This is a genomic window from Leclercia sp. 29361, assembly GCF_011290365.1.
GTDB classification, from domain to species: domain Bacteria; phylum Pseudomonadota; class Gammaproteobacteria; order Enterobacterales; family Enterobacteriaceae; genus Enterobacter; species Enterobacter tamurae.
Genome location: NZ_CP049786.1, coordinates 893,249 through 915,094, shown reverse-complemented (window position 1 = coordinate 915,094; position 21,846 = coordinate 893,249). Strand labels below are relative to the sequence as shown.

Sequence of the window (21,846 nt, the reverse complement as noted above, 5' to 3'; positions counted from 1 at the left end):
TAAGTATAGTCGCGTTTAATTCATGACAACGCCAAAGGCGCGTCTAGGTAAGATATCACTACAAAGTAAAGCGGAATCTTACCTGTATTTATCGTCTACGGAAATTATTCCGTGATCAAAGTGCCTTCTTTTTCACCCATGACCACGCGACGCAGGGCGCCAGGCTTGTTCATGTTGAAAACACGGATCGGCAGTTTGTGGTCGCGAGCCAGCGTGAAGGCGGCAAGATCCATCACTTTCAGCTCTTTATCCAGTACTTCGCTGTAGGACAGCTGATCGTACATGGTGGCGGCAGGATCTTTGGCAGGATCGGCAGTAAACACGCCATCCACTTTGGTCGCTTTCAGGACCACATCGGCTTCGATCTCAATACCGCGCAGGCAGGCCGCGGAATCGGTAGTAAAGAACGGGTTACCCGTACCGGCGGAGAGGATCACCACGCGGTTGTTGCGCAGCAGGCTGATGGCTTCGGCCCAGCTGTAGTTGTCACACACGCCATTCAACGGAATAGCGGACATCAGGCGTGCATTCACATAGGCACGATGCAGTGCATCACGCATAGCCAGGCCATTCATGACCGTTGCCAGCATACCCATGTGGTCGCCCACCACGCGATTCATGCCTGCTTTTGCCAGACCCGCGCCACGGAAAAGGTTACCACCGCCAATGACTACGCCAACCTGGATGCCCAGTTCAACCAGTTCTTTGATTTCCTGCGCCATGCGGTCAAGGATGCTTGCGTCAATACCGAAGCCTTCCGACCCTTGCAGCGCTTCGCCACTCAGCTTAAGCAGAATGCGTTTGTAAACGGGTTTTGCATTGGTAGCCATATTTCTTTCCTGGGACTGTCAACGATTAAGATGGGGTTAATTCTGGCGACATGATATATCGCATCTCAACACAGACACTATAGGCGTCTGGCTGATTTACACATAACGTACACAAAAAGAAGCCGCCCTCAGGCGGCTTCTTTTCGCTGATTAAGACTGCTTGGACATTGCAGCAACTTCTGCTGCGAAGTCAGTCTCAACTTTCTCGATGCCTTCGCCCACTTCGAAGCGGATGAAGCCAGTTACGTCAGCGTTGTGCTCTTTCAGCAGCTGAGCAACAGTTTTGCTTGGATCCATAACGAAAGGCTGGCCAGTCAGAGAAACTTCGCCGGTGAATTTCTTCATGCGGCCTTCAACCATTTTCTCTGCGATTTCTTTTGGCTTGCCAGACTGCATGGCGATGTCCAGCTGAACCTGGTACTCTTTCTCAACAACTTCAGCAGAGACGTCTTCTGGCTTAACGAATTCTGGCTTGCTTGCAGCGATGTGCATTGCCAGCTGTTTAACCAGCTCTTCGTCAGCGCCTTTAGCCGCAACCAGAACACCGATACGTGCGCCGTGCTGGTATGAACCCAGAACGTCACCTTCCAGAGAAGATACGCGACGGATGTTGATGTTCTCACCGATTTTAGCAACCAGTGCAACACGCTCTTCTTCGAACTGTGCTTTCAGAACTTCAACGTCGGTGATTTTGCCAGCAATAGCTGCGTCCAGAACCTTGTTAGCAAATGCCTGGAAACCGCCATCTTTAGCAACGAAGTCAGTCTGGCAGTTAACTTCCAGAATGATGCCGTAGGTGCCGTCGATCTTAGTGATGATCACGCCGTCAGCAGCAACGTTGCCTGCTTTCTTAGCTGCTTTGATCGCACCAGATTTACGCATGTTTTCGATTGCCAGCTCGATGTCGCCGTTCGCTTCAGTCAGCGCTTTTTTGCAATCCATCATGCCTGCGCCAGTACGCTCACGCAGCTCTTTTACCAGGGATGCGGTAATTTCAGCCATTCTTAAATCCTCGGGAGATGTGAACTGCCCGGCCAGAAGCCAAACAGTATAAATTGAAAAAAGGGGCCGATAATTGGCCCCTATTCATACACGGTACTAATAAGGGGTAGAACCTTATTATTCAGCTTCTACGAAGCTTTCTTCCGCCTGAGAAGCCAGATCCTGGGAACGGCCTTCACGAACGGTAGTAGCTACAGCGCTCAGGTACAGGCTAACAGCACGGATTGCATCGTCGTTACCCGGGATAACGAAGTCAACACCGTCCGGATCGGAGTTGGTATCAACGATTGCGAATACTGGGATACCCAGGTTGTTAGCTTCTTTGATTGCGATGTGCTCGTGGTCAGCATCGATAACGAACAGCGCGTCTGGCAGGCCGCCCATATCTTTGATACCGCCCAGGCTGTTTTCCAGCTTGTCCAGCTCACGAGTGCGCATCAGCGCTTCTTTTTTGGTCAGCTTTTCGAAAGTACCGTCCTGAGACTGGGTTTCCAGATCTTTCAGGCGCTTGATAGACTGACGAACGGTTTTCCAGTTAGTCAGCATACCGCCCAGCCAGCGATGGTTCACGAAGAACTGGTCGCAGCTGTTAGCAGCTTCTTTCACAGCTTCGCTTGCAGCGCGCTTAGTACCAACGAACAGAATCTTACCTTTACGGGAAGAGATCTTGTTCAGCTCAGCCAGGGCTTCGTTGAACATTGGTACAGTTTTCTCAAGGTTGATGATGTGAACTTTGTTACGTGCGCCGAAGATGAAAGGCTTCATTTTCGGGTTCCAGTAACGGGTCTGGTGACCGAAGTGAACACCAGCCTTGAGCATGTCGCGCATGGAAACAGTTGCCATGTTTTAAAACCTCTATTTAAAAGTTGGGGTTATGCCTCCACGTATCCCATATTACCGACCCCAAAGGGCACCCCGGAATATGTGCCGATACGTGTGTGTTGTTACACAAAGTGAGATTTGTCGCTTCCGTCCATTCTGTGTATCTGAAATGGATCGGAAGTCCGGCGCGCTTTATATCACAAAACGCTACCCGAAACCAACAATTGTTGGCGGAGTGTGCGGTGAAGGAATCTCAATTTGGCAGCATGTGCGCCAGACTGATACCATTGACAACACTTAGACTAGTATTGTCGAAAAAATCGACACCGATGGACAGATTACATGGCTATCTCTATTAAGACACCTGAAGAAATTGAAAAGATGCGCGTCGCCGGTCGTCTGGCCGCTGAAGTGCTGGAAATGATCGAGCCGTTCGTCAAACCGGGCGTCAGCACCGGCGAACTGGACCGCATCTGTAATGATTACATCGTGAACGAGCAGCAGGCGATCTCCGCATGCCTTAACTACCACGGCTTCCCGAAATCAGTCTGCATCTCTATTAATGAAGTGGTTTGCCATGGCATCCCGGATGACGAAAAGCTGCTGAAAGACGGCGACATCGTCAACATCGACGTGACCGTCATTAAAGATGAATACCACGGTGACACCTCTAAAATGTTCATCGTTGGTAAACCGACCATTCTGGGCGAGCGTCTGTGTAAAGTGACCCAGGAGAGCCTCTACCTGGCCCTGAAGATGGTCAAGCCGGGCATTCGTCTGCGTACCCTCGGTGCGGCGATCCAGAAATTCGTTGAAGCAGAGGGTTTCTCCGTGGTGCGCGAATACTGCGGTCATGGTATCGGCCGTGTGTTCCACGAAGAGCCACAGGTTCTGCACTATGATGCGGATGACGGTGGCGTGGTGCTGCAGGCGGGCATGACCTTCACCATCGAGCCGATGGTCAACGCTGGCGACTATCGCATCCGTACCATGAAAGATGGCTGGACGGTGAAAACCAAAGACCGGAGCTTGTCTGCCCAGTATGAGCATACTATTGTGGTGACCGACAACGGCTGCGAAATTCTGACGTTACGCAAGGATGACACCATCCCGGCGATACTCTCGCAAGACGCATGATAAGAAGCCGGCAAATGCCGGCTTTTTTAATGGCTATCGTTTTTTCTTATGGGTGGCGCGCAATGAGTAACCTTTTACCCGAACAGTATGCCAATACGGCCCTCCCCACCCTGCCTGGCCAGCCGGACAACCCTGGCGTCTGGCCGACGGCCGAGCTGACCTGCGCGGGCATTAAAGCGCATATCGACACCTTCCAGCGCTGGCTGGGGGAGACCTTTGACAGCGGCATCTCCGCCGAAGCGCTCATTGAAGCGCGCACGGAGTTCATCGATCAGCTCCTGCAGCGCCTGTGGATTGACTACGGCTTCGGTCAGCTGGGCGATGTGGCACTGGTCGCCGTCGGCGGCTATGGTCGGGGTGAGCTGCACCCCCTTTCGGATATCGACCTGCTGATTCTGAGCCGGAAAAAGCTGCCGGATGAACAGGCGCAAAAAATCGGCGAGCTGCTGACCCTGCTGTGGGACGTCAAGCTGGAAATCGGCCACAGCGTGCGCACCCTGGAAGAGTGTCTCCTGGAGGGGTTATCCGATCTTACCGTCGCCACCAACCTGATTGAATCACGGCTGCTGATTGGCGATGTGGCTCTGTTTCTTGAGCTGCAAAAGCACATCTTTAGCGATGGCTTCTGGCCGTCGGAGAAGTTCTTCGCCGCGAAGGTCGATGAGCAGCAGGTGCGCCACCAGCGTTACCACGGCACCAGCTATAACCTGGAGCCGGATATCAAAAGCAGCCCGGGCGGCCTGCGCGATATCCACACTCTGCAGTGGGTCGCCCGCCGTCATTTTGGCGCCACCTCGCTGGATGAGATGGTCGGCTTTGGCTTTCTCACCGAAGCCGAACGGACCGAGCTGAATGAGTGTCTGCATCTGCTGTGGCGCATTCGTTTTGCCCTGCATCTCGAAGTGACACGCTACGACAACCGTCTGCTGTTTGACCGCCAGCTGAGCGTCGCCCAGCGCCTGCACTACAGCGGCGAGGGTAACGAGCCGGTCGAGCAGATGATGAAGGATTTCTTCCGCGTCACCCGTCGGGTGGGTGAACTGAATCAGATGCTGTTGCAGCTGTTCGACGAGGCGATCCTCGCCCTGACCGCGGATGAAAAACCGCGCCCGATTGATGATGAATTCCAGCTGCGCGGCACCTTAATCGACCTGCGCGACGAAACGCTGTTTATCCGCAAGCCGGAAGCGATCCTGCGGATGTTCTACGCCATGGTGCGTAACAGCACCATCACCGGGATCTACTCCACCACCCTACGCCACCTGCGCCATGCCCGCCGCCATCTGACCCAGCCTTTGTGCTACATCCCGGAAGCGCGGTCGCTGTTCCTTAGCATGTTGCGCCATCCGGGCGCGGTCAGCCGCGGGCTGCTGCCGATGCATCGTCACAGCGTGCTCTGGGCCTATATGCCGCAGTGGTCGCATATCGTCGGCCAGATGCAGTTTGATCTGTTCCACGCCTATACCGTTGATGAACACACTATCCGCGTGATGCTGAAGCTGGAAAGCTTCGCCAATGAGGAGGTGCGCAGCCGCCACCCGCTCTGCGTTGAGCTCTGGCCACGCCTCACCAATCCGGAGCTGATCCTGATTGCCGCTCTGTTCCACGATATCGCCAAAGGGCGCGGCGGCGACCACTCGATCCTGGGTGCGGAGGACGTGCTGAAATTTGCCGAGCTGCACGGGCTCAACTCGCGTGAAACCCAGCTGGTCGCCTGGCTGGTTCGCCATCACCTGCTGATGTCGGTCACCGCCCAGCGGCGCGATATTCAGGATCCCGAGGTGATCAAACAGTTTGCCGAAGAGGTGCAGACCGAGAACCGACTGCGCTTCCTGGTCTGCCTGACGGTGGCTGACATCTGCGCCACCAACGAGACGCTGTGGAACAGCTGGAAGCAGAGCCTGTTGCGCGAACTCTACTTTGCCACCGAAAAGCAGCTGCGTCGTGGTATGCAGAGCACCCCAGACATGCGCGAGCGCGTGCGCCATCACCAGATGCAGGCCCTGGCGCTGTTGCGGATGGAGAATATAAATGAAGAGGCGCTGCATCTGATTTGGGCCCGCTGTCGCGCCAACTATTTTGTGCGTCACAGCCCGAACCAGCTGGCCTGGCATGCCCGCCATCTGCTGCAGCACGATCTGACTAAGCCCCTGATCCTGCTCAGTCCGCAGGCGACCCGCGGCGGGACGGAGATCTTTATCTGGAGCCCCGATCGCGCTTACCTGTTCGCCGCGGTCTGTGCGGAACTCGACCGGCGTAACCTCAGCGTACACGACGCGCAGATCTTCACTACCCGCGACGGAATGGCGATGGATACCTTTATTGTGCTGGAGCCGGACGGCAGTCCCCTTTCCGCCGATCGTCACGAGCCGATTCGCTACGGGCTGGAGCAGGCGATCACCCAGCACAGTTGGCAGCCACCGCAGCCGCGTCGACAGCCGGCCAAACTGCGCCACTTTACCGTCGATACCGAGGTCAATTTCCTGCCGACCCATACCGACCGGAAATCTTTCCTCGAGCTGATCGCCCTCGACCAGCCGGGGCTGCTGGCGCGGGTCGGGCAGGTGTTTGCCGACCTGGGAATTTCGCTGCACGGTGCCAGAATTACAACCATTGGCGAGCGAGTAGAAGATTTATTTATAATCGCCACAGCCGACCGTCGTGGGCTTAATAATGCCCTGCAACAGGAAGTGCAACAACGGTTGACAGCAGCCCTCAATCCAAACGATAAAGGGTGATGTTTTTTTTTACCTGGAAAGAGTTGAACTATGCAGCAGTTACAGAACGTTATTGAGTCCGCTTTTGAGCGTCGCGCCGACATTACTCCGGCAAATGTGGATACCGTGACCCGTGAGGCGGTCAATCAGGTGATTTCTCTGCTTGATTCCGGCGCACTGCGTGTAGCCGAAAAGATCGACGGTCAGTGGGTCACTCATCAGTGGCTGAAGAAAGCGGTACTGCTCTCTTTCCGTATTAACGATAACCAGGTTATCGACGGTGCGGAAAGCCGCTACTTCGATAAAGTCCCAATGAAATTCGCTGACTACGACGAAGCGCGTTTCCAGAAAGAAGGTTTCCGCGTGGTGCCGCCGGCGGCCGTACGTCAGGGTGCGTATATCGCCCGTAACACCGTGCTGATGCCATCCTACGTGAACATCGGCGCTTACGTTGACGAAGGCACCATGGTGGATACCTGGGCAACCGTGGGCTCCTGCGCGCAGATCGGTAAAAACGTTCACCTCTCCGGCGGCGTGGGTATCGGTGGTGTTCTGGAGCCGCTGCAGGCGAACCCGACCATCATCGAAGACAATTGCTTCATCGGCGCACGCTCCGAAGTGGTTGAAGGCGTGATCGTGGAAGAAGGCTCGGTGATCTCGATGGGCGTTTACATCGGTCAGAGCACCCGTATTTACGATCGCGAAACCGGCGAAGTGCATTACGGTCGCGTTCCGGCGGGTTCCGTGGTGGTTTCCGGCAACCTGCCATCAAAAGATGGCAAATACAGCCTCTACTGTGCGGTGATCGTCAAAAAAGTCGATGCGAAAACCCGCGGCAAAGTTGGCATCAACGAACTGCTGCGCACCATCGATTAATCGGGTATAACAAAAAGCGGGGGCAACCCCGCTTTTTTTATATCTCAGGGTGGCGAAAATAGATTTTTTCGTGAATTATTCATGGGTTATGTTGAGATCAAGGGTACCGCTATGTACGATAATCTGAAAAGTCTGGGCATTACTAATCCTGATGAAATTGACCGTTACAGCCTCCGTCAGGAAGCCAACAACGATATCCTGAAAATCTATTTCCACAAGGATAAAGGCGAGTTCTTCGCCAAGAGCGTGAAGTTCAAGTACCCCCGTCAGCGTAAGACTGTCGTTGCCGATGGCATCGGGCAGGGTTACAAAGAGGTGCAGGAGATCAGCCCAAATCTGCGCTATGTGATTGATGAGCTGGATCAGATCTGCCAGCGCGATCGCACTGAAGTGGATCTGAAGCGGAAGATCCTGGATGACCTGCGTCATCTGGAAAGCGTCGTTGCCCACAAGATCACGGAAATCGAAGCGGATCTTGAGAAGCTGACCCGTAACAAGTAATGCCCGGTGCGGCCCGATGCCCTCACCCCAGCCCTCTCCCACCGGGAGAGGGTGCAAACACTAAAACGGCAACCTTTGGTTGCCGTTTTGCATTTACCTCGTAGGCCGGGTAAGGCGCAGCCGCCACCCGGCAAACAACATCACCGCTGCTCATCCAGTTGCAACGCCACATACAACAACAGCCGGTCGTCAAAATTCCCCAGATCCAGCCCCGTTAACTCCGAAATACGGTTCAGGCGGTATTCCAGCGTATTACGGTGAATAAACAACGCCTTTGAGGTCGCCAGCGGCTGCACGTTATGACGGAACCACGCCTGCAGCGTGCGCCGCAGCAGGCCGTTGTTATCCATCGCTTTCAGACGTACCAGCGGGCGGGCCAGCTCGTTGGCCTGCCAGCCGCCGCGCAGGCTGTCGAGCAGCACCGGCAGCATCAGATCCTGATAAAAATAGCTGCGGTTTTCCGGCATACGCTGCTTGCCGACCATCATGGTGGTGCGGGCCGTACGCCAGGAGCGGGCTATGCTGCCCGGGCCGGTGAAGTAGTTACCTAATGCCACCCGAAAACGCAGCTGTCCGTTCTCTTTCATCCGCGCGATCAGCTGCTCCACCCGTCGCCGGTGATCTTCCGCATCCCAGCGACCAAACTGGTTTAACGCCGGTTTGAGTACCACCATCTCGGTCAGCGAGACGATCGCTACCAGGTTATTGCGCTCCGGCGTTGCCAGCGCGTTCTGCAGCTGCTGCAACTCCACCATCGCGCTGTCGACCCCCAGCTGACCGCTGTCGACCTCGATCACCGCCACCACGCGGGGCTGGTTAAGGTCGATGCCCAGACGTTGCGCCCATTCGGTCAACGCCGGGGTATGCTCTTCCGCCTGGATCAGGTTCATGACCAGCTCTTCACGCAGGCGGCTGTCCTGCGCCAGGAGGTGCATCAGGCGGGATTGCTCCAGCATCATCTCTGCCGTCATACAGACCAGCTCGCCATATTTGCGCAAGGATTCCGGCTCGCCGGTCAGGCCGATAACCCCGACGATCTCGCCCTCCAGACGCAGCGGCAGGTTGATTCCCTGGCGCACGCCATGCAGATGTCGCGCCACCGCGTCATCAATATCCACCACGCGCCCCTGAGAGAGCACCAGCAGCGCACCTTCGTGCAATTCCCCAATACGCTCACGATCGCCGCTGCCAATAATTCGGCCACGTGCATCCATCACGTTGATATTGGTGTCGATGATGCGCATTGTTCGCGCCACGATATCCTGCGCCATTTTGGTATCAAGATGCCAGCCAGCCATGTCGCCCTCCTCTGAGCAGAGCTCAAGCATAAGGAAGATTAATTAGGCCTGCATTGTGCGAATGCACAAACTGATGGGGAGAAGTATGGACTTGTGGAAGGGTTCACAGAAAGGGATGAAAAAGCCCCTGTTTCCAGGCAGAAACAGGGGCTGAACAGATTACTGCATCAGCAGATAGAGAGAGGTGTCGCCACGCTGGATATTCAACGCCAGCACCGACGGTTTGCTGTCGAGAATTTTGCGCAGCTCTTCGACGTTCTTAATCGGCTGCTGGTTGGCGCCGATAATCACATCCCCCTTCTTCAGGCCGATACGGGCAGCCGGGCTGTTGGCTTTGACGTTATCCACCGACACGCCTTTATCCTGGCCTTTATTGCTCATATCCGCGCCTTCGATACCGCTGAAGACCGCGGTAGCACCACCCGCCGGATTCTGGCTGCTCTGCTGCAGTTCCAGGGTCACCGTTACCGGTTTACCTTCACGCAGCAGACCCAGGGACACTTTGCTACCCACCGGCATGGAGCCCACTTCCGCACGCAGTGCCGCGAAGCTGCTTACCGGTTTGCCGTTCAGGGTGGTGATCACGTCCCCGGCCTTGATCCCCGCTTTCGCTGCAGAGGAGTTTGGCATCACCTGGCTGACAAAGGCGCCGCGCTGGGCGTCAACTTTCATGGCTTTCGCCAGCTCGGAGTTCAGCTCGGTACCGAGGATACCCAGCTCACCGCGTTTCACCTGGCCAAATTCCACCATCTGCGCGGTCAGGTTTTTCACCATGTTGCTTGGGATCGCAAAGCCAATCCCGATATTGCCGCCGTCCGGGGCGAGGATCGCGGTGTTAATCCCGATCAGCTCCCCATTCAGGTTGACCAGCGCGCCACCGGAGTTACCGCGGTTAATCGCCGCATCGGTCTGGATAAAGTTTTCGTAGTTTTCTGCGTTCAGACCGCTACGGCCGAGGGCAGAAACAATACCGGAGGTGACCGTCTCGCCCAGACCAAACGGGTTACCGATCGCCACGGTGTAATCCCCGACGCGCAGCGCGTCAGAGTCGGCCAGCTTAATCGCGGTCAGGTTTTTAGGATCCTGAATCTGAATCAGGGCGATATCAGAGCGCGGATCTTTCCCGACCATTTTGGCGTCAAGCTTGCGCCCGTCGCTCAGCTGGACCTTGATACTGCTGGCATTGTCCACCACGTGGTTGTTGGTGACGACATAGCCTTTGGCGGCATCAATGATCACGCCGGAACCCAGCGCCATAAATTTCTGCTGCTGACCGCCGCCGCTGCCATCACCTGCCCCGCCCTGACAGAACGGTGAGCTCTGGAATGGCGACCCCTCCTGGCAGAACGGCGAGTTATCACCAAAGAACTGCTGGAAGTTACGCGGCATACGCGGCGTGTTGACGGTAGTGCTGCCTTCGACATTGATGCTCACTACCGACGGCATCACTTTTTCCAGCATCGGTGCCAGGCTTGGCATCTGTTGCGCAGTGGCTGCGGAAGAGACGGTCTCTGCTGCGCTGGCAGACAGAGGGGATAACGCTAAACCTAAACTCAGAGCCAGTGCACTCATTGCTAATGTGGTTTTTTTCATGTTTCTTAATCTCGATTTACAGGTCACGCACAATTGCTGTGTATATCAGATTCGTTTCGTCGCGCTAAGTTCCGGCATTAAGTTTCTGGAAAAAGTAAAAATTTATTGGCCGTCTTTACAAAACTCAGCCTTATTCCACCGCCATCAACTTACGGTATTCATCCCAGGCATATAAGTCTGTCATTCCGCTGATATAGTCCTGAATCAGGCGGCAGCGATAATAAAACTCCAGCACCGGCCAGTCTGGCTGCTGCCGATCAAATTTACTGACCGACTCCACATACGCCAGCCGATGGCGCGGCGAAAGTTTATGAAATAGCCGGGATTCAATGGGTAAACGGCGAACGCGTTCCTTTTCGGCCAGCTCGCTGAATTCCTCCACCGATAATTGCAGCAGCGGACGATAGATTTCCAGCAGGCCGGTTATCACCCGGTAGCCCTGTAATTCCAGCTGCTCGACCTCGGGATGGCTGAACACATGGCGCATAGCGACATTTTTATAGAGTTCAAGCAGTTGGCTAAAGCTGCTGTCATCCTCCAGCAGGGCATGATTGAATTCACCGCTGTAAATTTGTTCGATATTGTCGATAAAACGCTCAGCCGCGTAGGGCACCAGCTTATTTAATGTATTGACGCGTAAATACATAAAGAACTGATCTTCAGTGCTGCGGCTGAGGGAATTGGAGCGTGATTTCTCCCAGGCGTTTTCAACCACCTGAGAAAATAAAGACCCTTTCTCGTGGTTGCCCCAGGCCTCATAAAGATGCTGATAAAGCCCCTCGACGCTGAATATTCTTTTCTCTACCGCATCTTCCAGATCGGCCACGCAATAGGAAATATCGTCTGCTGCTTCCATAATCCAGGTCAATGGAAAACGGCCATACGGCGGGAGGGACAGTTCCTGACGGAGCCGCTCGATATACGCCTCTTCCGAGAAATAGTACCCCGGTTTTTTCATTAAATAATTGTGCGTCGCGGGCGGGTCACCCTGCCACCAGGCAGGACGGGTATATTTCAGTATGCATCCCACCTGCGCCCAGGTGAGGTTCATGCGCATCAGGGAGTGCACCAGGCGGATGCCCTGCGCATTGCCCTCAAAATGACACAGATCCTGACGCACCTTGCGTCGCAGCCCGTTCAGCGTCTCTTCGCCGTCACGTAGTCGTAGAGCCTGCACCACGCAGCGGTCGTCGCTGAGCGGCTGGCTGGCGGCATCAGAGGGGAACAGGCGCTGGCGGAACCAGTCATTGATAGCCGCTTCGCCAAAATGACCGAAGGGGGGATTACCGATATCGTGCATCAGGCACGCCATCTCGACGATGCTTTCGAACGGCCCGGTCAGTTCATCCAGCCCGTAGGTCTCAAGCAGGCGCTGCTCCTTGAGGCGGCTTAAGATCTCTTTGGCGATATAGCGGCCCACCTGCTGCACCTCCAGCGAGTGGGTCAGGCGGGTACGGACGGCGGCGTTACGTTCGAGGGGAAAGACCTGCGTTTTCTGCTGCAGGCGGCGGATCGCCGGTGAATTAACGATGCGTCCGCGGTCGCTTTCGAAGATCCGCAGGATCTCATGTTCGCTCTTGTTTCCCTGCGGAGAGCGGTACCGGCGACGCCAGTTAATTTTGGTACGAAAATCGATTGGTGCCATGTGCTCCCCCGCGTGAGAATGCGTTTCCCCTGAAGCGCATGATAGACTATGCATCTTAACAAGGCACATCGCGAGTAAATCTATGAAAATCGGTATTATTGGAGCAATGGAACAAGAAGTTACGCTGCTGCGTGACAAAATTGAGAACCGTCAGACCCTCTCTCTGGGTGGCTGCGAGATTTACACCGGCACGCTGAACGGGACAGAAGTTGCTCTGCTGAAATCGGGTATCGGTAAAGTTTCCGCCGCGCTGGGCGCAACCCTACTGCTGGAACACTGCAAGCCAGACGTGATTATCAACACCGGCTCTGCGGGCGGCCTGGCGCCAACCCTGAAAGTGGGCGATATCGTGGTGTCTGACGAAGCGCGCTATCACGACGCCGATGTGACCGCCTTCGGTTACGAGTATGGCCAGCTCCCGGGCTGCCCGGCCGGTTTCAAAGCCGATGACAAACTGGTTGCCGCCGCAGAAAGCTGCATCGCGGAACTGAACCTCAACGCGGTACGCGGCCTGATTGTCAGCGGCGATGCCTTTATCAATGGCTCCGTGAACCTGGCGAAAATCCGCCATAACTTCCCGCAGGCGATTGCCGTTGAGATGGAAGCTACTGCCGTTGCCCACGTCTGCCATAACTTCAACGTCCCCTTCGTGGTGGTTCGCGCCATCTCTGACGTGGCAGATCAGCAGTCTCATCTGAGCTTCGACGAGTTCCTCGTGGTCGCTGCCAAACAGTCCAGCCTGATGGTTGAGACTCTGGTGCAGAAACTGGCGCGTGGCTAAGCCGCTCCTCAGGGCGCTACTGGCGCTGTTTCTGCTGACACCGGCGTGGCTTCTGGCCGCGCCGCGTGTTATCACCCTCTCTCCTGCCAATACCGAACTGGCCTTTGCCGCCGGGATCACCCCCGTCGGGGTCAGCAGTTTTTCCGACTATCCCCCCGAAGCGGCGAAGATTGAACAGGTCGCCACCTGGCAAGGCATGAACGTCGAACGTATCGTCGCCCTGAAGCCCGATCTGGTGCTGGCCTGGCGCGGCGGCAATGCAGAACGTCAGGTGAACCAACTGGCCTCGCTGGGGATTAAAGTGCAGTGGATCGATGCCACCCGCATTGAACAGGTCGCCCAGGCCCTTCGCGATCTCGCTCCCTGGAGCCCGTCGCCAGACAAGGCCCGGCAGGCTGCACAGCAGATGCTGACCGATTATGCCGCCTTAAAAACCACCTACGGCACCCTGCCGAAAAAACGGGTATTTCTCCAGTTCGGCCAACAGCCGCTGTTCACCACCAGCCAGGGTTCCCTGCAACATCAGGTGCTTGAGCTGTGTGGCGGGGAAAATATCTTCGCCGCCAGCCGTGTTCCCTGGCCCCAGGTAAGCCGCGAGCAGGTGCTGGCGCGCCAGCCGCAGGCGATTGTGGTGGCCGGTTCTGCGGGCGATATTCCTAAAATAGAACAGTACTGGCAAAGCCAGCTAAAAATACCCGTGATTGCGCTGAACAGCGACTGGTTTGAGCGCGCAAGCCCGCGTATTATCCTCGCCGCAAAACAACTCTGCTCTGCGCTGTCGCAGGGCCACTAATTTTCCCGAGGATCACGATGCTCGTTTATTGGCTGGATATTCTTGGCACAGCCGTTTTTGCGATCTCCGGCGTTCTGCTGGCCGGTAAATTACGCATGGACCCGTTTGGCGTGCTGGTGTTAGGCGTGGTCACCGCTGTGGGCGGGGGGACGATCCGCGACATGGCGCTCGATCATGGCCCGGTATTCTGGGTCAAAGATCCCACCGATCTGGTGGTGGCCATGGTCACCTGCATGTTAACCATTATTCTGGTTCGCCAGCCGCGCCGTCTGCCGAAATGGCTGCTGCCGGTGCTGGATGCAGTGGGCCTCGCGGTGTTTGTTGGCATTGGCGTAAACAAAGCCTTTATGGCTGGCACCGGTCCGCTGGTAGCGATCTGTATGGGCGTAGTCACCGGCGTAGGCGGCGGGATTATCCGCGATATTCTGGCCCGCGAAGTGCCGATGATCCTGAGAACAGAAATCTACGCCACGGCCTGTATTCTGGGTGGGATCGTCCACGCCACGGCCTGGTACACCTTTCACGTTCCGCTGGAACAGGCGGCGATGCTGGGGATGGTAGTTACGCTGGGGATCCGACTGGCGGCAATCCGCTGGCACCTGAAGCTGCCAACCTTTGCGCTGGATGAGAATGGAAGATAACAAAAGCAAAACGGTAACCTTAAGGTTACCGTTTTTAGTCTTTGCTCCCTCTCCCTGTGGGAGAGGGCCGGGGTGAGGGCACCCGGCCGCACAATCTTTAGATGCTGAACGATGAACCACACCCGCAGGTGCTGGTTGCGTTCGGGTTGGTCACCACAAAGCGGGAACCTTCCAGACCTTCGGTGTAGTCCACCGCGCCGCCCACCAGATACTGCAGGCTCATCGGGTCAACGACCAGCGCGACGCCCTGCTTCTCAATGGTCATGTCGCCGTCGTTAACCTGATCGTCAAAGGTGAAACCATACTGGAAGCCGCTGCAGCCGCCGCCCGTAATGTATACACGCAATTTCAGTTCCGGGTTGTCTTCATCGGCAATCAGGTCTTTTACTTTTTTGGCTGCTGCTTCGGTAAACTGCAACGGCAGCGCTACGTCATCACTCATCTTATGCTCCCATGAATACTGCTAGTGGGTAAAAATCACCCAATTCTTGTTGTCATTATCTAATACCCTGGTAATTCATTCAAGTATTCTGCTTCGCCAGGGTACGGGCAAGAATGGTGGAGTATAGCGGTTTCCCGCCGAGGAACTGGGCTAATAGTGTGGCCCCCAGGCAGGTAATGATCATTGGCAAAATGAGCTGGTAATTGTCAGTCATCTCCAGCACCAGCACGATGCCGGTCAGCGGCGCGCGCAACGATGCCGCCAGCAGCGCCCCCATTCCGGCGATGGCAAAAGTGCCGGCCTCAAGATGATATGCCGGGAAACCTGCGGCAGCGGCCATGCCAAAAGCGGTACCCAGCAACGTGCCCAACGCCAGCATCGGGGCAAAAATGCCCCCCGGCGCGCCGGAGGAGAAGCAGAGTACGGTGGTAATAACCCGGGAGATAAACATAAACAGCAGCAGGCCGATACTGAAATTACCCGCCGCCGCAATCGGGATCAGGCCAAAGCCCCCGCCTGCCGCGTTAGGTTCGATAAAGCCGAGTACGCCGCACACGCCCCCCAGCAGGCCGCCCACCAGCACCCATTTGGTGGTATTGCCGCCGTGGATGCGCTGGAACATATCCTGAGCGCGAATAATAAGGGCATTAAACAGCGGACCTACGATGCCAAAAATCATGCCGAGGATCAGATACAGCCACAGCGTATTGACCGGCGCGTTGGTCAACTTACCGACCTCAATCACCGCCCCTTCACCATTGAAAAGCCGAAAGACAATGCTCGACATAATCACGCCGGTGAAGACCGCTTTAATCGAGATCAGGTTATAGCGAAACTGAGCGCGCATCTCTTCGATGATAAACAGGATCCCCGCCAGCGGGGCATTAAAGGCGGCAGAGAGCCCCGCGGCGGCACCGGTGGCCAGCAACGTATGGCGTGCTTCCGCGCTGCGCATCCTGAACAGATCGCTGACCATACGGCCAACGTTACCGCCCAGCTGCACGGTCGGCCCTTCTCGCCCGAGCACCATCCCTGCGCCAAGCGTCCCCATCCCGCCGATAAACTTAACGGGCAGTACGCGCCACCAGCGCACCGGACGCAGCTCCTCGAGCGCCCCTTCTATCTCGGGGATCCCCGAGCCGCCCGCTTCCGGCGCGAATTTACGCACCAGAAAATAACCGACCATCGCGAACAGGGCAGATAAACCAAACGCCAGGATCCAGACCAGCACGTCACGATCGGCATAACCCGCCACGGTGCCAATACGCCAGTTAAGCACGCCATTGACGGCCTTTTCGAACGCGACGCCTACCAGCCCGGCCAGCGTGCCGACAACGGCCGCGCCCAGCAAAATCGCCAGCGGTGTCTTGTCGCGGTTGAGCAGCCGCCGGATGCTGATACGGTATCGCGCCCGCGCAAACTGTTGTTCTTCAAATGAGGGAGAATCTGCTTTCATTGCCCGTTATCTTTCGTCATACAAATAGCCGCAGGGATTTTACCAGAGACCGCCCGGCCGTCTCCGGAAAATTGCTTAACAATTGTTAATGGATTACCTGGGTAAAGATTTCATAACCTTCCACGAATCACTTAGAATAGTGGGCTTAATCATTTTATACGAGCCAGGAACGACGCCATGAGCAAGTCTGAAAACCTCTACAGTGCAGCCCGCGAGCTTATCCCCGGCGGTGTGAACTCCCCGGTCCGTGCCTTTACCGGCGTGGGCGGTACACCGCTGTTTATCGAACGTGCCGATGGCGCCTATCTGTACGATGTGGATGGCAAAGCCTATATCGATTATGTCGGCTCATGGGGCCCGATGGTGCTGGGTCATAACCACCCGGCGATCCGCAACGCGGTGATCGAAGCGGCGCAGCGCGGATTAAGTTTCGGTGCGCCGACCGAGATGGAAGTGAAAATGGCGGCGCTGGTGACCGAACTGGTGCCGACCATGGATATGGTGCGCATGGTGAACTCCGGTACCGAAGCGACCATGAGCGCCATCCGTCTGGCCCGTGGTTTTACCGGCCGCGATAAAATTATCAAGTTCGAAGGCTGCTACCACGGCCACGCGGACTGCCTGCTGGTGAAAGCCGGTTCCGGCGCGCTGACCCTCGGCCAGCCGAACTCCCCGGGCGTGCCGGCGGATTTCGCGAAGCACACCCTGACCTGCACCTATAACGATCTGGATTCAGTGCGCGCGGCGTTTGAACTGAACCCGCAGGCGATCGCCTGCATTATCGTTGAACCGGTAGCGGGCAACATGAACTGCATTCCACCGCAGCCGGGCTTCCTGCAGGGGCTGCGTGCGTTGTGCGACGAGTTCGGCGCGCTGCTGATTATCGACGAAGTGATGACCGGTTTCCGCGTGGCCCTCGCGGGTGCGCAGGCCTATTACGACGTGGTGCCGGACCTGACCTGCCTCGGTAAAATCATCGGCGGCGGGATGCCGGTAGGCGCCTTTGGTGGCCGCAGAGAAGTAATGGACGCGCTGGCACCAACCGGCCCGGTCTATCAGGCGGGTACGCTCTCCGGTAACCCGATTGCCATGGCGGCCGGTTTCGCCTGCCTGAACGAAGTGGCGCAGCCGGGCATTCACGCCACCCTCACCGAGCGCACCACTCAGCTGGCAAACGGCCTGTTGGACGCGGCTGAAGAGGCGGGTATCCCGCTGGTGGTGAACCACGTTGGCGGCATGTTCGGCATCTTCTTCACCGACGCGAAAACCGTGACCTGCTATCAGGATGTGGTGAAGTGCGACGTTGAGCGCTTCAAGCGTTTCTTCCATCTGATGCTGGAGGAAGGTGTCTATCTGGCACCGTCAGCGTTTGAGGCAGGCTTTATGTCGGTCGCGCACAGCGAAGAGGATATCAACAACACCATCGACGCGGCGCGCCGGGTGTTTGCGAAGCTCTGATAATTTGCCGGGGTGCGGCCTGATGCCCTCACCCCGGCCCTCTCCCACAGGGAGAGGGAGTACACATAAAAAACGGCAACCGTTGGTTGCCGTTTTGCATTGACCTCGTAGGCCGGGTAAGGCGCAGCCGCCACCCGGCTTTTTTATCGGCTCTGTTTCCGCAGAAGATAGATAAAGTACGGCGCACCGATGAAGGTGGAAAGCAGCCCCGCCGGGATCTGATACGGGAACAGCACCATCCGGCCACACCAGTCGGCGAACACCAGCAGGATCCCCCCCGTTAACGCCGACATCACAATGTGCGGCATCGTCCGGCGGAAGCCCATCATTCGCGCGATATGCGGCGCCATCAGCCCGATAAAGCTCAGTGGACCAATGGTCAGGGTAGCTGTGGCCGTCAGCGACGCCGCCAGCAGCAGCAGACCGATGCGCGAAGCACTCAGCGCCATCCCCACCGACCGGGCCGTGTCGCCCCCCAGCGGCAGCACCGTCAGCCAGCGACGGCACAGCGGCACCAGCGCCAGCAGCACGATCATCGCGATACCGGTACTCACCACCTGTTCGGTAGTGGCGTTATAGGTTGAGCCGGCGATCCAGGTCAGGATCTGCGCCATGCGCGGATCGCCGCTGGCCTGCAGCATCATCAGCAGCATGGTGAACGCAGTACTCAGGGCCATCCCCGCCAGCAGCATCCGGTGCGGCGAGAAGCCGCCCCGTCCGGCGGCAATCATGATGATCAGCAGCGTCACCGCCGCACCGATACTGCCCGCCGGCATCAGCCAGCCGAAGGCATTACCCGGCACAAAGAAGAGCATCACTACCACGCCGAAGGCCGCACCGGAGCTGATCCCCAGCACTTCCGGGCTCGCCATCGGGTTGCCGGTCAGACGCTGGATAATGCAGCCCGCGACCGCCAGCATCACCCCGGCAATCAGCGCGGCGAAAATACGCGGCGCGCGCCACGGCAGCAGCTCATCGAGCATCGCCCCGCTCGCCCAGTGCCAGCCCGCGGCATCCCGGCCAAACGCCAGCGCCGCAATCACCGCCAGCAGCAGCGCCGCGCCGCCCGCCAGGGCAAACCACAGTACGTGGTGACGCTCAGCCTGCACGTTATCGCCGGCGTTCATCGCCGGGGCGCTCATGCTGCGCAGACGCGGCAGCAGCCACAGCAGCAGCGGCGCGCCAATCAGCGCCGTCACCGACCCGGTGGAGACTTCCATCCACACCCGGGTCAGCCAGAGGATCACCTGATCGGAGAGCCAGAGGATCAGCGCGCCAATCAGCGGGGCAAGGATCAGGCGGGAGAGCAAGCGCCGCGCGCCGAGCATTTTTGCCAGCAGCGGCGCGAACAGGCCGATAAACCCGATGATGCCGACCGCATTCACCAGCAGGGCGCTGATGACAATCGCCAGGGTCAGCGCCGCCAGACGGGCCAGCGACAGCGCCAGGCCAAGATTACGCGCCACGCCATCATCCAGCCCCATCAGGGTCAGGGGACGCAGCAGCAGCAGGGTCAGCAGCACGCCGCCGAGCAGCTGCGGCCACAGGCGCTGAACGATGCTCCAGTCGGTTTGCGTCAGCGTCCCGGTGCTCCAGAGGAACATGCTCTGCAGCTGGTCGTGATGGAAAATCACCAGCAACTGGTTCACCGCCCCACAGTAAAGGCTCACCACCAGACCGGCGAGGATCAGCGTTACCGGCGAGAGGCGTTTGCCCCAGGCCACACCAAAGACAATCGCCCCGACGACGCAAGCCCCCACCAGCGCGGCAAACTGCGGTGCCAGCGCCCCCGGCAGCGCCCACAGGGTGATGATGGTCATCCCCAGTTGGGCACCGGTGGCCACCCCCAGGGTGGTCGGCTCCGCAAGCGGGTTACGCAGTACCTGCTGGAACAGCACGCCCACCAGCCCAAGCCCGGCACCCACCAGTAGCGAGATCGCCAGCCGCGGGAGCAGGCTGTAGTGGAACAGCATCTGTTGAATATTGTCGATATCCGGGGCCACCAGGGCGGTGCCCCACTGGGCGCGCGGCAGGGCCAGATTGAGATTTGACCAGGTTAAGCCCAGCGCCACCACCACCAGCAGCGCCATTAACAGCGCCGGGAAAAAGGCTATCCGCGATCTCATGCCTGACCTCCCAGCGCGCTATCCAGCACCCGGGCAAAGTGCATGGCCGACAGCGTCGCGCCGTAGAACCACACCGCCGGGACGCGCTTCACACGCTGCTGGCGGACAAACGGCATTGCCTGCCACAGCGGCGTCGCCATCAAGGTCTGCATCTCGCGCTCGTTGCCGTGATCGAAGCAGAGCACGTCCACATCGCGGAACATGGCCAGACGGTCGATGCCGACGGCGGTGCTGCCCCAGAAGGTCATCTCCCCTTCCCAGGCGTTTTTAATCCCGTAGCGATCCAGCACTTCCTGGAACAGACAGTTATTGCCAAACACCAGCATATGGCGGGCATCAAGCAGGGTGACCATCAGCAGCGGGCGATCGCCCCGGCCGGCAAAACGCGGTTTGTAGCTGTCGATCACGCTGTCGAAATGATCCAGATGCGAACGGGCAGCCGCCTCCATGTTCAGCAGCTGCGCCATCTCGGTTAAGGATTTGCGGGCATTGGTCAGCGGCTTTTTGCCGTCGCTAAAGGCGAACCCGCGCCCCGGCGCAATCCGCGCCAGCTTCTCTTCCGACGGGCCATATCCTGCCGACCAGACCAGGTACGACGGTTTCATCTGGGTGAGCAGCTCGAGGTTGGGCTCGGTACGCAGGCCAATGTCGATCACCGATTCCGGCAGACGAGGCTCGTTCACCCACAGGGTATAATTGGGAATGTCGGCCACGCCGTAGGGCGTGACGCCGAGGGCCAGCAGCAGCTCAACCGGCAGCCACTCAAGGGCCACAATGCGATGAGGATCGACAGTCGCGGCATGCGCCGTGCCCATTTTCCACAGCAGCGGCGAGAGGGCCATCGCCGTCAACAGTCGACGACGGCTAATATGTGTTAACTCAGGCATCAATAGACAAAGCTCACCGGTGCCGCTCCGGCAGGATGCGGCAGAATACCCATTGGAATTCCGTAAATGTTTTCCAGCGTTTCACTGCGCATCAGCTCGGCAGGTGTGCCCTGGGCGATCATCTCACCACCGCGCAGCGCCACCAGATAGTCGCAGTAACGCGCTGCCATATTGATGTCGTGCAGCACCGCAATCACCGTCAGCCCGCGCTGCTGGCTTAAGCGATGCACCAGCGCCAGCACGTCCACCTGATGGGCGATATCCAGCGCCGAAGTGGGTTCATCCAGCAGTAAACACCGGCTGTCCTGGGCCACCAGCATGGCGATCCACGCCCGCTGGCGCTCGCCACCGGACAGGCTATCCACCAGACGGTGGGCCAGCGGTTTTAACCCCACCAGCGCAATCGCCTCCTCCACTTTCTCGCGGTCGGCTACGCCGAAGCGACCCAAGGCACCATGCCAGGGATAACGGCCAATCGCCACCAGCTCACGGACGGTCATGCCTTCCGCCTGCGGCAGCTGCTGCGGCAGATAGGCCACCTTGCGGGCAAAAGCCTTGCTGTTCCAGCTCTCCAGCGGCTGTCCGTCGAGCAGAATATCGCCGTCGGAAGGCGGCTGATGGCGGCCAAGCATTTTCAGTAAGGTGGATTTGCCGGAGCCGTTATGGCCGATCAGGCCTGTCACCTGGCCTGCGGGAAAGGTCAGCGAAAGCGGATGCAGCAGCGTGCGTCCGGGAACGCGAAAGGAGATGCCATCGAGTGCAAAAGTGGTATCGGACTGCGGGTTGTTTTCCTGCATGTTAGCCAACTTAAGTAAAGAAAAGGGCACGAAAATCGTGCCCA

Annotated in this window: 19 protein-coding genes; 8 read left to right on the top strand and 11 right to left on the bottom strand. The window is 57.6% G+C overall.

Going from position 1 to position 21,846, the window contains the following annotated elements; translation table 11 throughout:
- Positions 1–104: 104 nt before the first annotated feature.
- From pyrH to rpsB, 3 genes are all read right to left on the bottom strand, one after another.
- Complete coding sequence (gene pyrH, locus G7090_RS04290; protein ID WP_166181630.1) at positions 105–830, bottom strand: UMP kinase; 726 nt, start codon at positions 828–830, stop codon at positions 105–107.
- Between the two features lie 150 nt (positions 831–980).
- A complete protein-coding gene (gene tsf / locus G7090_RS04285) occupies positions 981–1,832 on the bottom strand; it encodes a translation elongation factor Ts (protein WP_039030310.1) in 852 nt (283 codons plus the stop codon).
- Positions 1,833–1,949: 117 nt separating this feature from the next.
- Positions 1,950–2,675, bottom strand: coding sequence for a 30S ribosomal protein S2 (gene rpsB / locus G7090_RS04280; protein ID WP_103178332.1), 726 nt, complete (start codon positions 2,673–2,675; stop codon positions 1,950–1,952).
- Between the two features lie 321 nt (positions 2,676–2,996).
- Between rpsB and map the strand changes: the two genes are divergently transcribed.
- The 4 genes from map (at position 2,997) to G7090_RS04260 (ending at position 7,885) form a co-directional block, all read left to right on the top strand.
- Positions 2,997–3,791 carry a type I methionyl aminopeptidase gene (map, locus tag G7090_RS04275; protein WP_106994298.1) on the top strand — a complete coding sequence of 265 codons (795 nt, stop codon included), beginning with the start codon at positions 2,997–2,999 and terminating at the stop codon, positions 3,789–3,791.
- 62 nt (positions 3,792–3,853) lie between these two features.
- Positions 3,854–6,529 carry a bifunctional uridylyltransferase/uridylyl-removing protein GlnD gene (gene glnD / locus G7090_RS04270; RefSeq protein WP_166181629.1) on the top strand — a complete coding sequence of 892 codons (2,676 nt, stop codon included), beginning with the start codon at positions 3,854–3,856 and terminating at the stop codon, positions 6,527–6,529.
- Positions 6,530–6,559: 30 nt separating this feature from the next.
- Positions 6,560–7,384, top strand: a complete 825-nt coding sequence (gene dapD, locus G7090_RS04265) for a 2,3,4,5-tetrahydropyridine-2,6-dicarboxylate N-succinyltransferase (RefSeq protein WP_106994297.1) — start codon at positions 6,560–6,562, stop codon at positions 7,382–7,384.
- 111 nt (positions 7,385–7,495) lie between these two features.
- Positions 7,496–7,885: a DUF3461 family protein gene (locus G7090_RS04260; RefSeq protein ID WP_032616607.1), complete on the top strand. Its 390-nt coding sequence runs from the start codon at positions 7,496–7,498 to the stop codon at positions 7,883–7,885.
- Positions 7,886–8,025: 140 nt separating this feature from the next.
- Here the strand turns inward: G7090_RS04260 and cdaR are convergent, their stop codons facing one another.
- From cdaR to dgt, 3 genes are all read right to left on the bottom strand, one after another.
- Positions 8,026–9,183, bottom strand: a complete 1,158-nt coding sequence (gene cdaR, locus G7090_RS04255) for a DNA-binding transcriptional regulator CdaR (RefSeq protein ID WP_039030313.1) — start codon at positions 9,181–9,183, stop codon at positions 8,026–8,028.
- A 159-nt stretch (positions 9,184–9,342) separates the two neighbouring features.
- Positions 9,343–10,776 (bottom strand): serine endoprotease DegP, encoded by a 1,434-nt coding sequence (degP, locus tag G7090_RS04250; RefSeq protein WP_106994296.1) that lies wholly within the window; start codon positions 10,774–10,776, stop codon positions 9,343–9,345.
- Positions 10,777–10,906: 130 nt separating this feature from the next.
- On the bottom strand, positions 10,907–12,421 hold the full coding sequence (gene dgt, locus G7090_RS04245; protein WP_166181628.1) for a dGTPase: 1,515 nt from the start codon (positions 12,419–12,421) through the stop codon (positions 10,907–10,909).
- An 82-nt stretch (positions 12,422–12,503) separates the two neighbouring features.
- Between dgt and mtnN the strand changes: the two genes are divergently transcribed.
- Genes mtnN through G7090_RS04230 form a run of 3 tightly spaced genes read left to right on the top strand, consistent with a single transcriptional unit; the run spans position 12,504 to position 14,636 of the window.
- Entirely contained in the window at positions 12,504–13,202 is a 699-nt protein-coding gene (gene mtnN, locus G7090_RS04240; RefSeq protein WP_106994294.1) for a 5'-methylthioadenosine/S-adenosylhomocysteine nucleosidase, read from the top strand.
- Positions 13,195–13,995: a vitamin B12 ABC transporter substrate-binding protein BtuF gene (gene btuF / locus G7090_RS04235; protein ID WP_166181627.1), complete on the top strand. Its 801-nt coding sequence runs from the start codon at positions 13,195–13,197 to the stop codon at positions 13,993–13,995. The genes mtnN and btuF overlap by 8 nt, the downstream gene beginning before the upstream one ends.
- A 17-nt stretch (positions 13,996–14,012) precedes the next feature.
- Positions 14,013–14,636 (top strand): TRIC cation channel family protein, encoded by a 624-nt coding sequence (locus G7090_RS04230; RefSeq protein WP_106994292.1) that lies wholly within the window; start codon positions 14,013–14,015, stop codon positions 14,634–14,636.
- 97 nt (positions 14,637–14,733) lie between these two features.
- Here G7090_RS04230 and erpA read toward each other — a convergent pair whose 3' ends face one another.
- Both erpA and clcA read right to left on the bottom strand, forming a co-directional pair.
- Positions 14,734–15,078: an iron-sulfur cluster insertion protein ErpA gene (erpA, locus tag G7090_RS04225; RefSeq protein ID WP_032616597.1), complete on the bottom strand. Its 345-nt coding sequence runs from the start codon at positions 15,076–15,078 to the stop codon at positions 14,734–14,736.
- A gap of 79 nt (positions 15,079–15,157) precedes the next feature.
- A complete protein-coding gene (gene clcA / locus G7090_RS04220) occupies positions 15,158–16,534 on the bottom strand; it encodes a H(+)/Cl(-) exchange transporter ClcA (RefSeq protein ID WP_166181626.1) in 1,377 nt (458 codons plus the stop codon).
- Positions 16,535–16,711: 177 nt separating this feature from the next.
- Here clcA and hemL point away from each other — a divergent pair, with 177 nt between their 5' ends.
- The gene (gene hemL, locus G7090_RS04215; RefSeq protein ID WP_166181625.1) at positions 16,712–17,992 is read left to right on the top strand and encodes a glutamate-1-semialdehyde 2,1-aminomutase; all 1,281 of its coding nucleotides are present in this window, start codon (positions 16,712–16,714) and stop codon (positions 17,990–17,992) included.
- A gap of 143 nt (positions 17,993–18,135) precedes the next feature.
- Here hemL and fhuB read toward each other — a convergent pair whose 3' ends face one another.
- The 3 genes from fhuB to fhuC are packed head-to-tail and all read right to left on the bottom strand — an operon-like array spanning position 18,136 to position 21,802.
- Positions 18,136–20,118 carry a Fe(3+)-hydroxamate ABC transporter permease FhuB gene (gene fhuB, locus G7090_RS04210; RefSeq protein ID WP_166181624.1) on the bottom strand — a complete coding sequence of 661 codons (1,983 nt, stop codon included), beginning with the start codon at positions 20,116–20,118 and terminating at the stop codon, positions 18,136–18,138.
- A complete protein-coding gene (fhuD, locus tag G7090_RS04205; protein ID WP_166181623.1) occupies positions 20,115–21,005 on the bottom strand; it encodes a Fe(3+)-hydroxamate ABC transporter substrate-binding protein FhuD in 891 nt (296 codons plus the stop codon). Before fhuD ends, fhuB begins: the two co-directional genes overlap by 4 nt.
- Positions 21,005–21,802, bottom strand: coding sequence for a Fe3+-hydroxamate ABC transporter ATP-binding protein FhuC (gene fhuC, locus G7090_RS04200; RefSeq protein ID WP_106994286.1), 798 nt, complete (start codon positions 21,800–21,802; stop codon positions 21,005–21,007). The genes fhuD and fhuC overlap by 1 nt, the downstream gene beginning before the upstream one ends.
- Positions 21,803–21,846 lie beyond the last annotated feature (44 nt).

Excerpts from the sequence above, each read along its gene's own strand:
- pyrH (WP_166181630.1), bottom strand. The coding sequence starts at position 830 with ATGGCTACCAATGCAAAACCCGTTTACAAACGCATTCTGCTTAAGCTG.
- tsf (WP_039030310.1), bottom strand. The coding sequence starts at position 1,832 with ATGGCTGAAATTACCGCATCCCTGGTAAAAGAGCTGCGTGAGCGTACT.
- rpsB (WP_103178332.1), bottom strand. The coding sequence starts at position 2,675 with ATGGCAACTGTTTCCATGCGCGACATGCTCAAGGCTGGTGTTCACTTC.
- map (WP_106994298.1), top strand. The coding sequence starts at position 2,997 with ATGGCTATCTCTATTAAGACACCTGAAGAAATTGAAAAGATGCGCGTC.
- glnD (WP_166181629.1), top strand. The coding sequence starts at position 3,854 with ATGAGTAACCTTTTACCCGAACAGTATGCCAATACGGCCCTCCCCACC.
- dapD (WP_106994297.1), top strand. The coding sequence starts at position 6,560 with ATGCAGCAGTTACAGAACGTTATTGAGTCCGCTTTTGAGCGTCGCGCC.
- G7090_RS04260 (WP_032616607.1), top strand. The coding sequence starts at position 7,496 with ATGTACGATAATCTGAAAAGTCTGGGCATTACTAATCCTGATGAAATT.
- cdaR (WP_039030313.1), bottom strand. The coding sequence starts at position 9,183 with ATGGCTGGCTGGCATCTTGATACCAAAATGGCGCAGGATATCGTGGCG.
- degP (WP_106994296.1), bottom strand. The coding sequence starts at position 10,776 with ATGAAAAAAACCACATTAGCAATGAGTGCACTGGCTCTGAGTTTAGGT.
- dgt (WP_166181628.1), bottom strand. The coding sequence starts at position 12,421 with ATGGCACCAATCGATTTTCGTACCAAAATTAACTGGCGTCGCCGGTAC.
- mtnN (WP_106994294.1), top strand. The coding sequence starts at position 12,504 with ATGAAAATCGGTATTATTGGAGCAATGGAACAAGAAGTTACGCTGCTG.
- G7090_RS04230 (WP_106994292.1), top strand. The coding sequence starts at position 14,013 with ATGCTCGTTTATTGGCTGGATATTCTTGGCACAGCCGTTTTTGCGATC.
- erpA (WP_032616597.1), bottom strand. The coding sequence starts at position 15,078 with ATGAGTGATGACGTAGCGCTGCCGTTGCAGTTTACCGAAGCAGCAGCC.
- clcA (WP_166181626.1), bottom strand. The coding sequence starts at position 16,534 with ATGAAAGCAGATTCTCCCTCATTTGAAGAACAACAGTTTGCGCGGGCG.
- hemL (WP_166181625.1), top strand. The coding sequence starts at position 16,712 with ATGAGCAAGTCTGAAAACCTCTACAGTGCAGCCCGCGAGCTTATCCCC.
- fhuB (WP_166181624.1), bottom strand. The coding sequence starts at position 20,118 with ATGAGATCGCGGATAGCCTTTTTCCCGGCGCTGTTAATGGCGCTGCTG.
- fhuD (WP_166181623.1), bottom strand. The coding sequence starts at position 21,005 with ATGCCTGAGTTAACACATATTAGCCGTCGTCGACTGTTGACGGCGATG.
- fhuC (WP_106994286.1), bottom strand. The coding sequence starts at position 21,802 with ATGCAGGAAAACAACCCGCAGTCCGATACCACTTTTGCACTCGATGGC.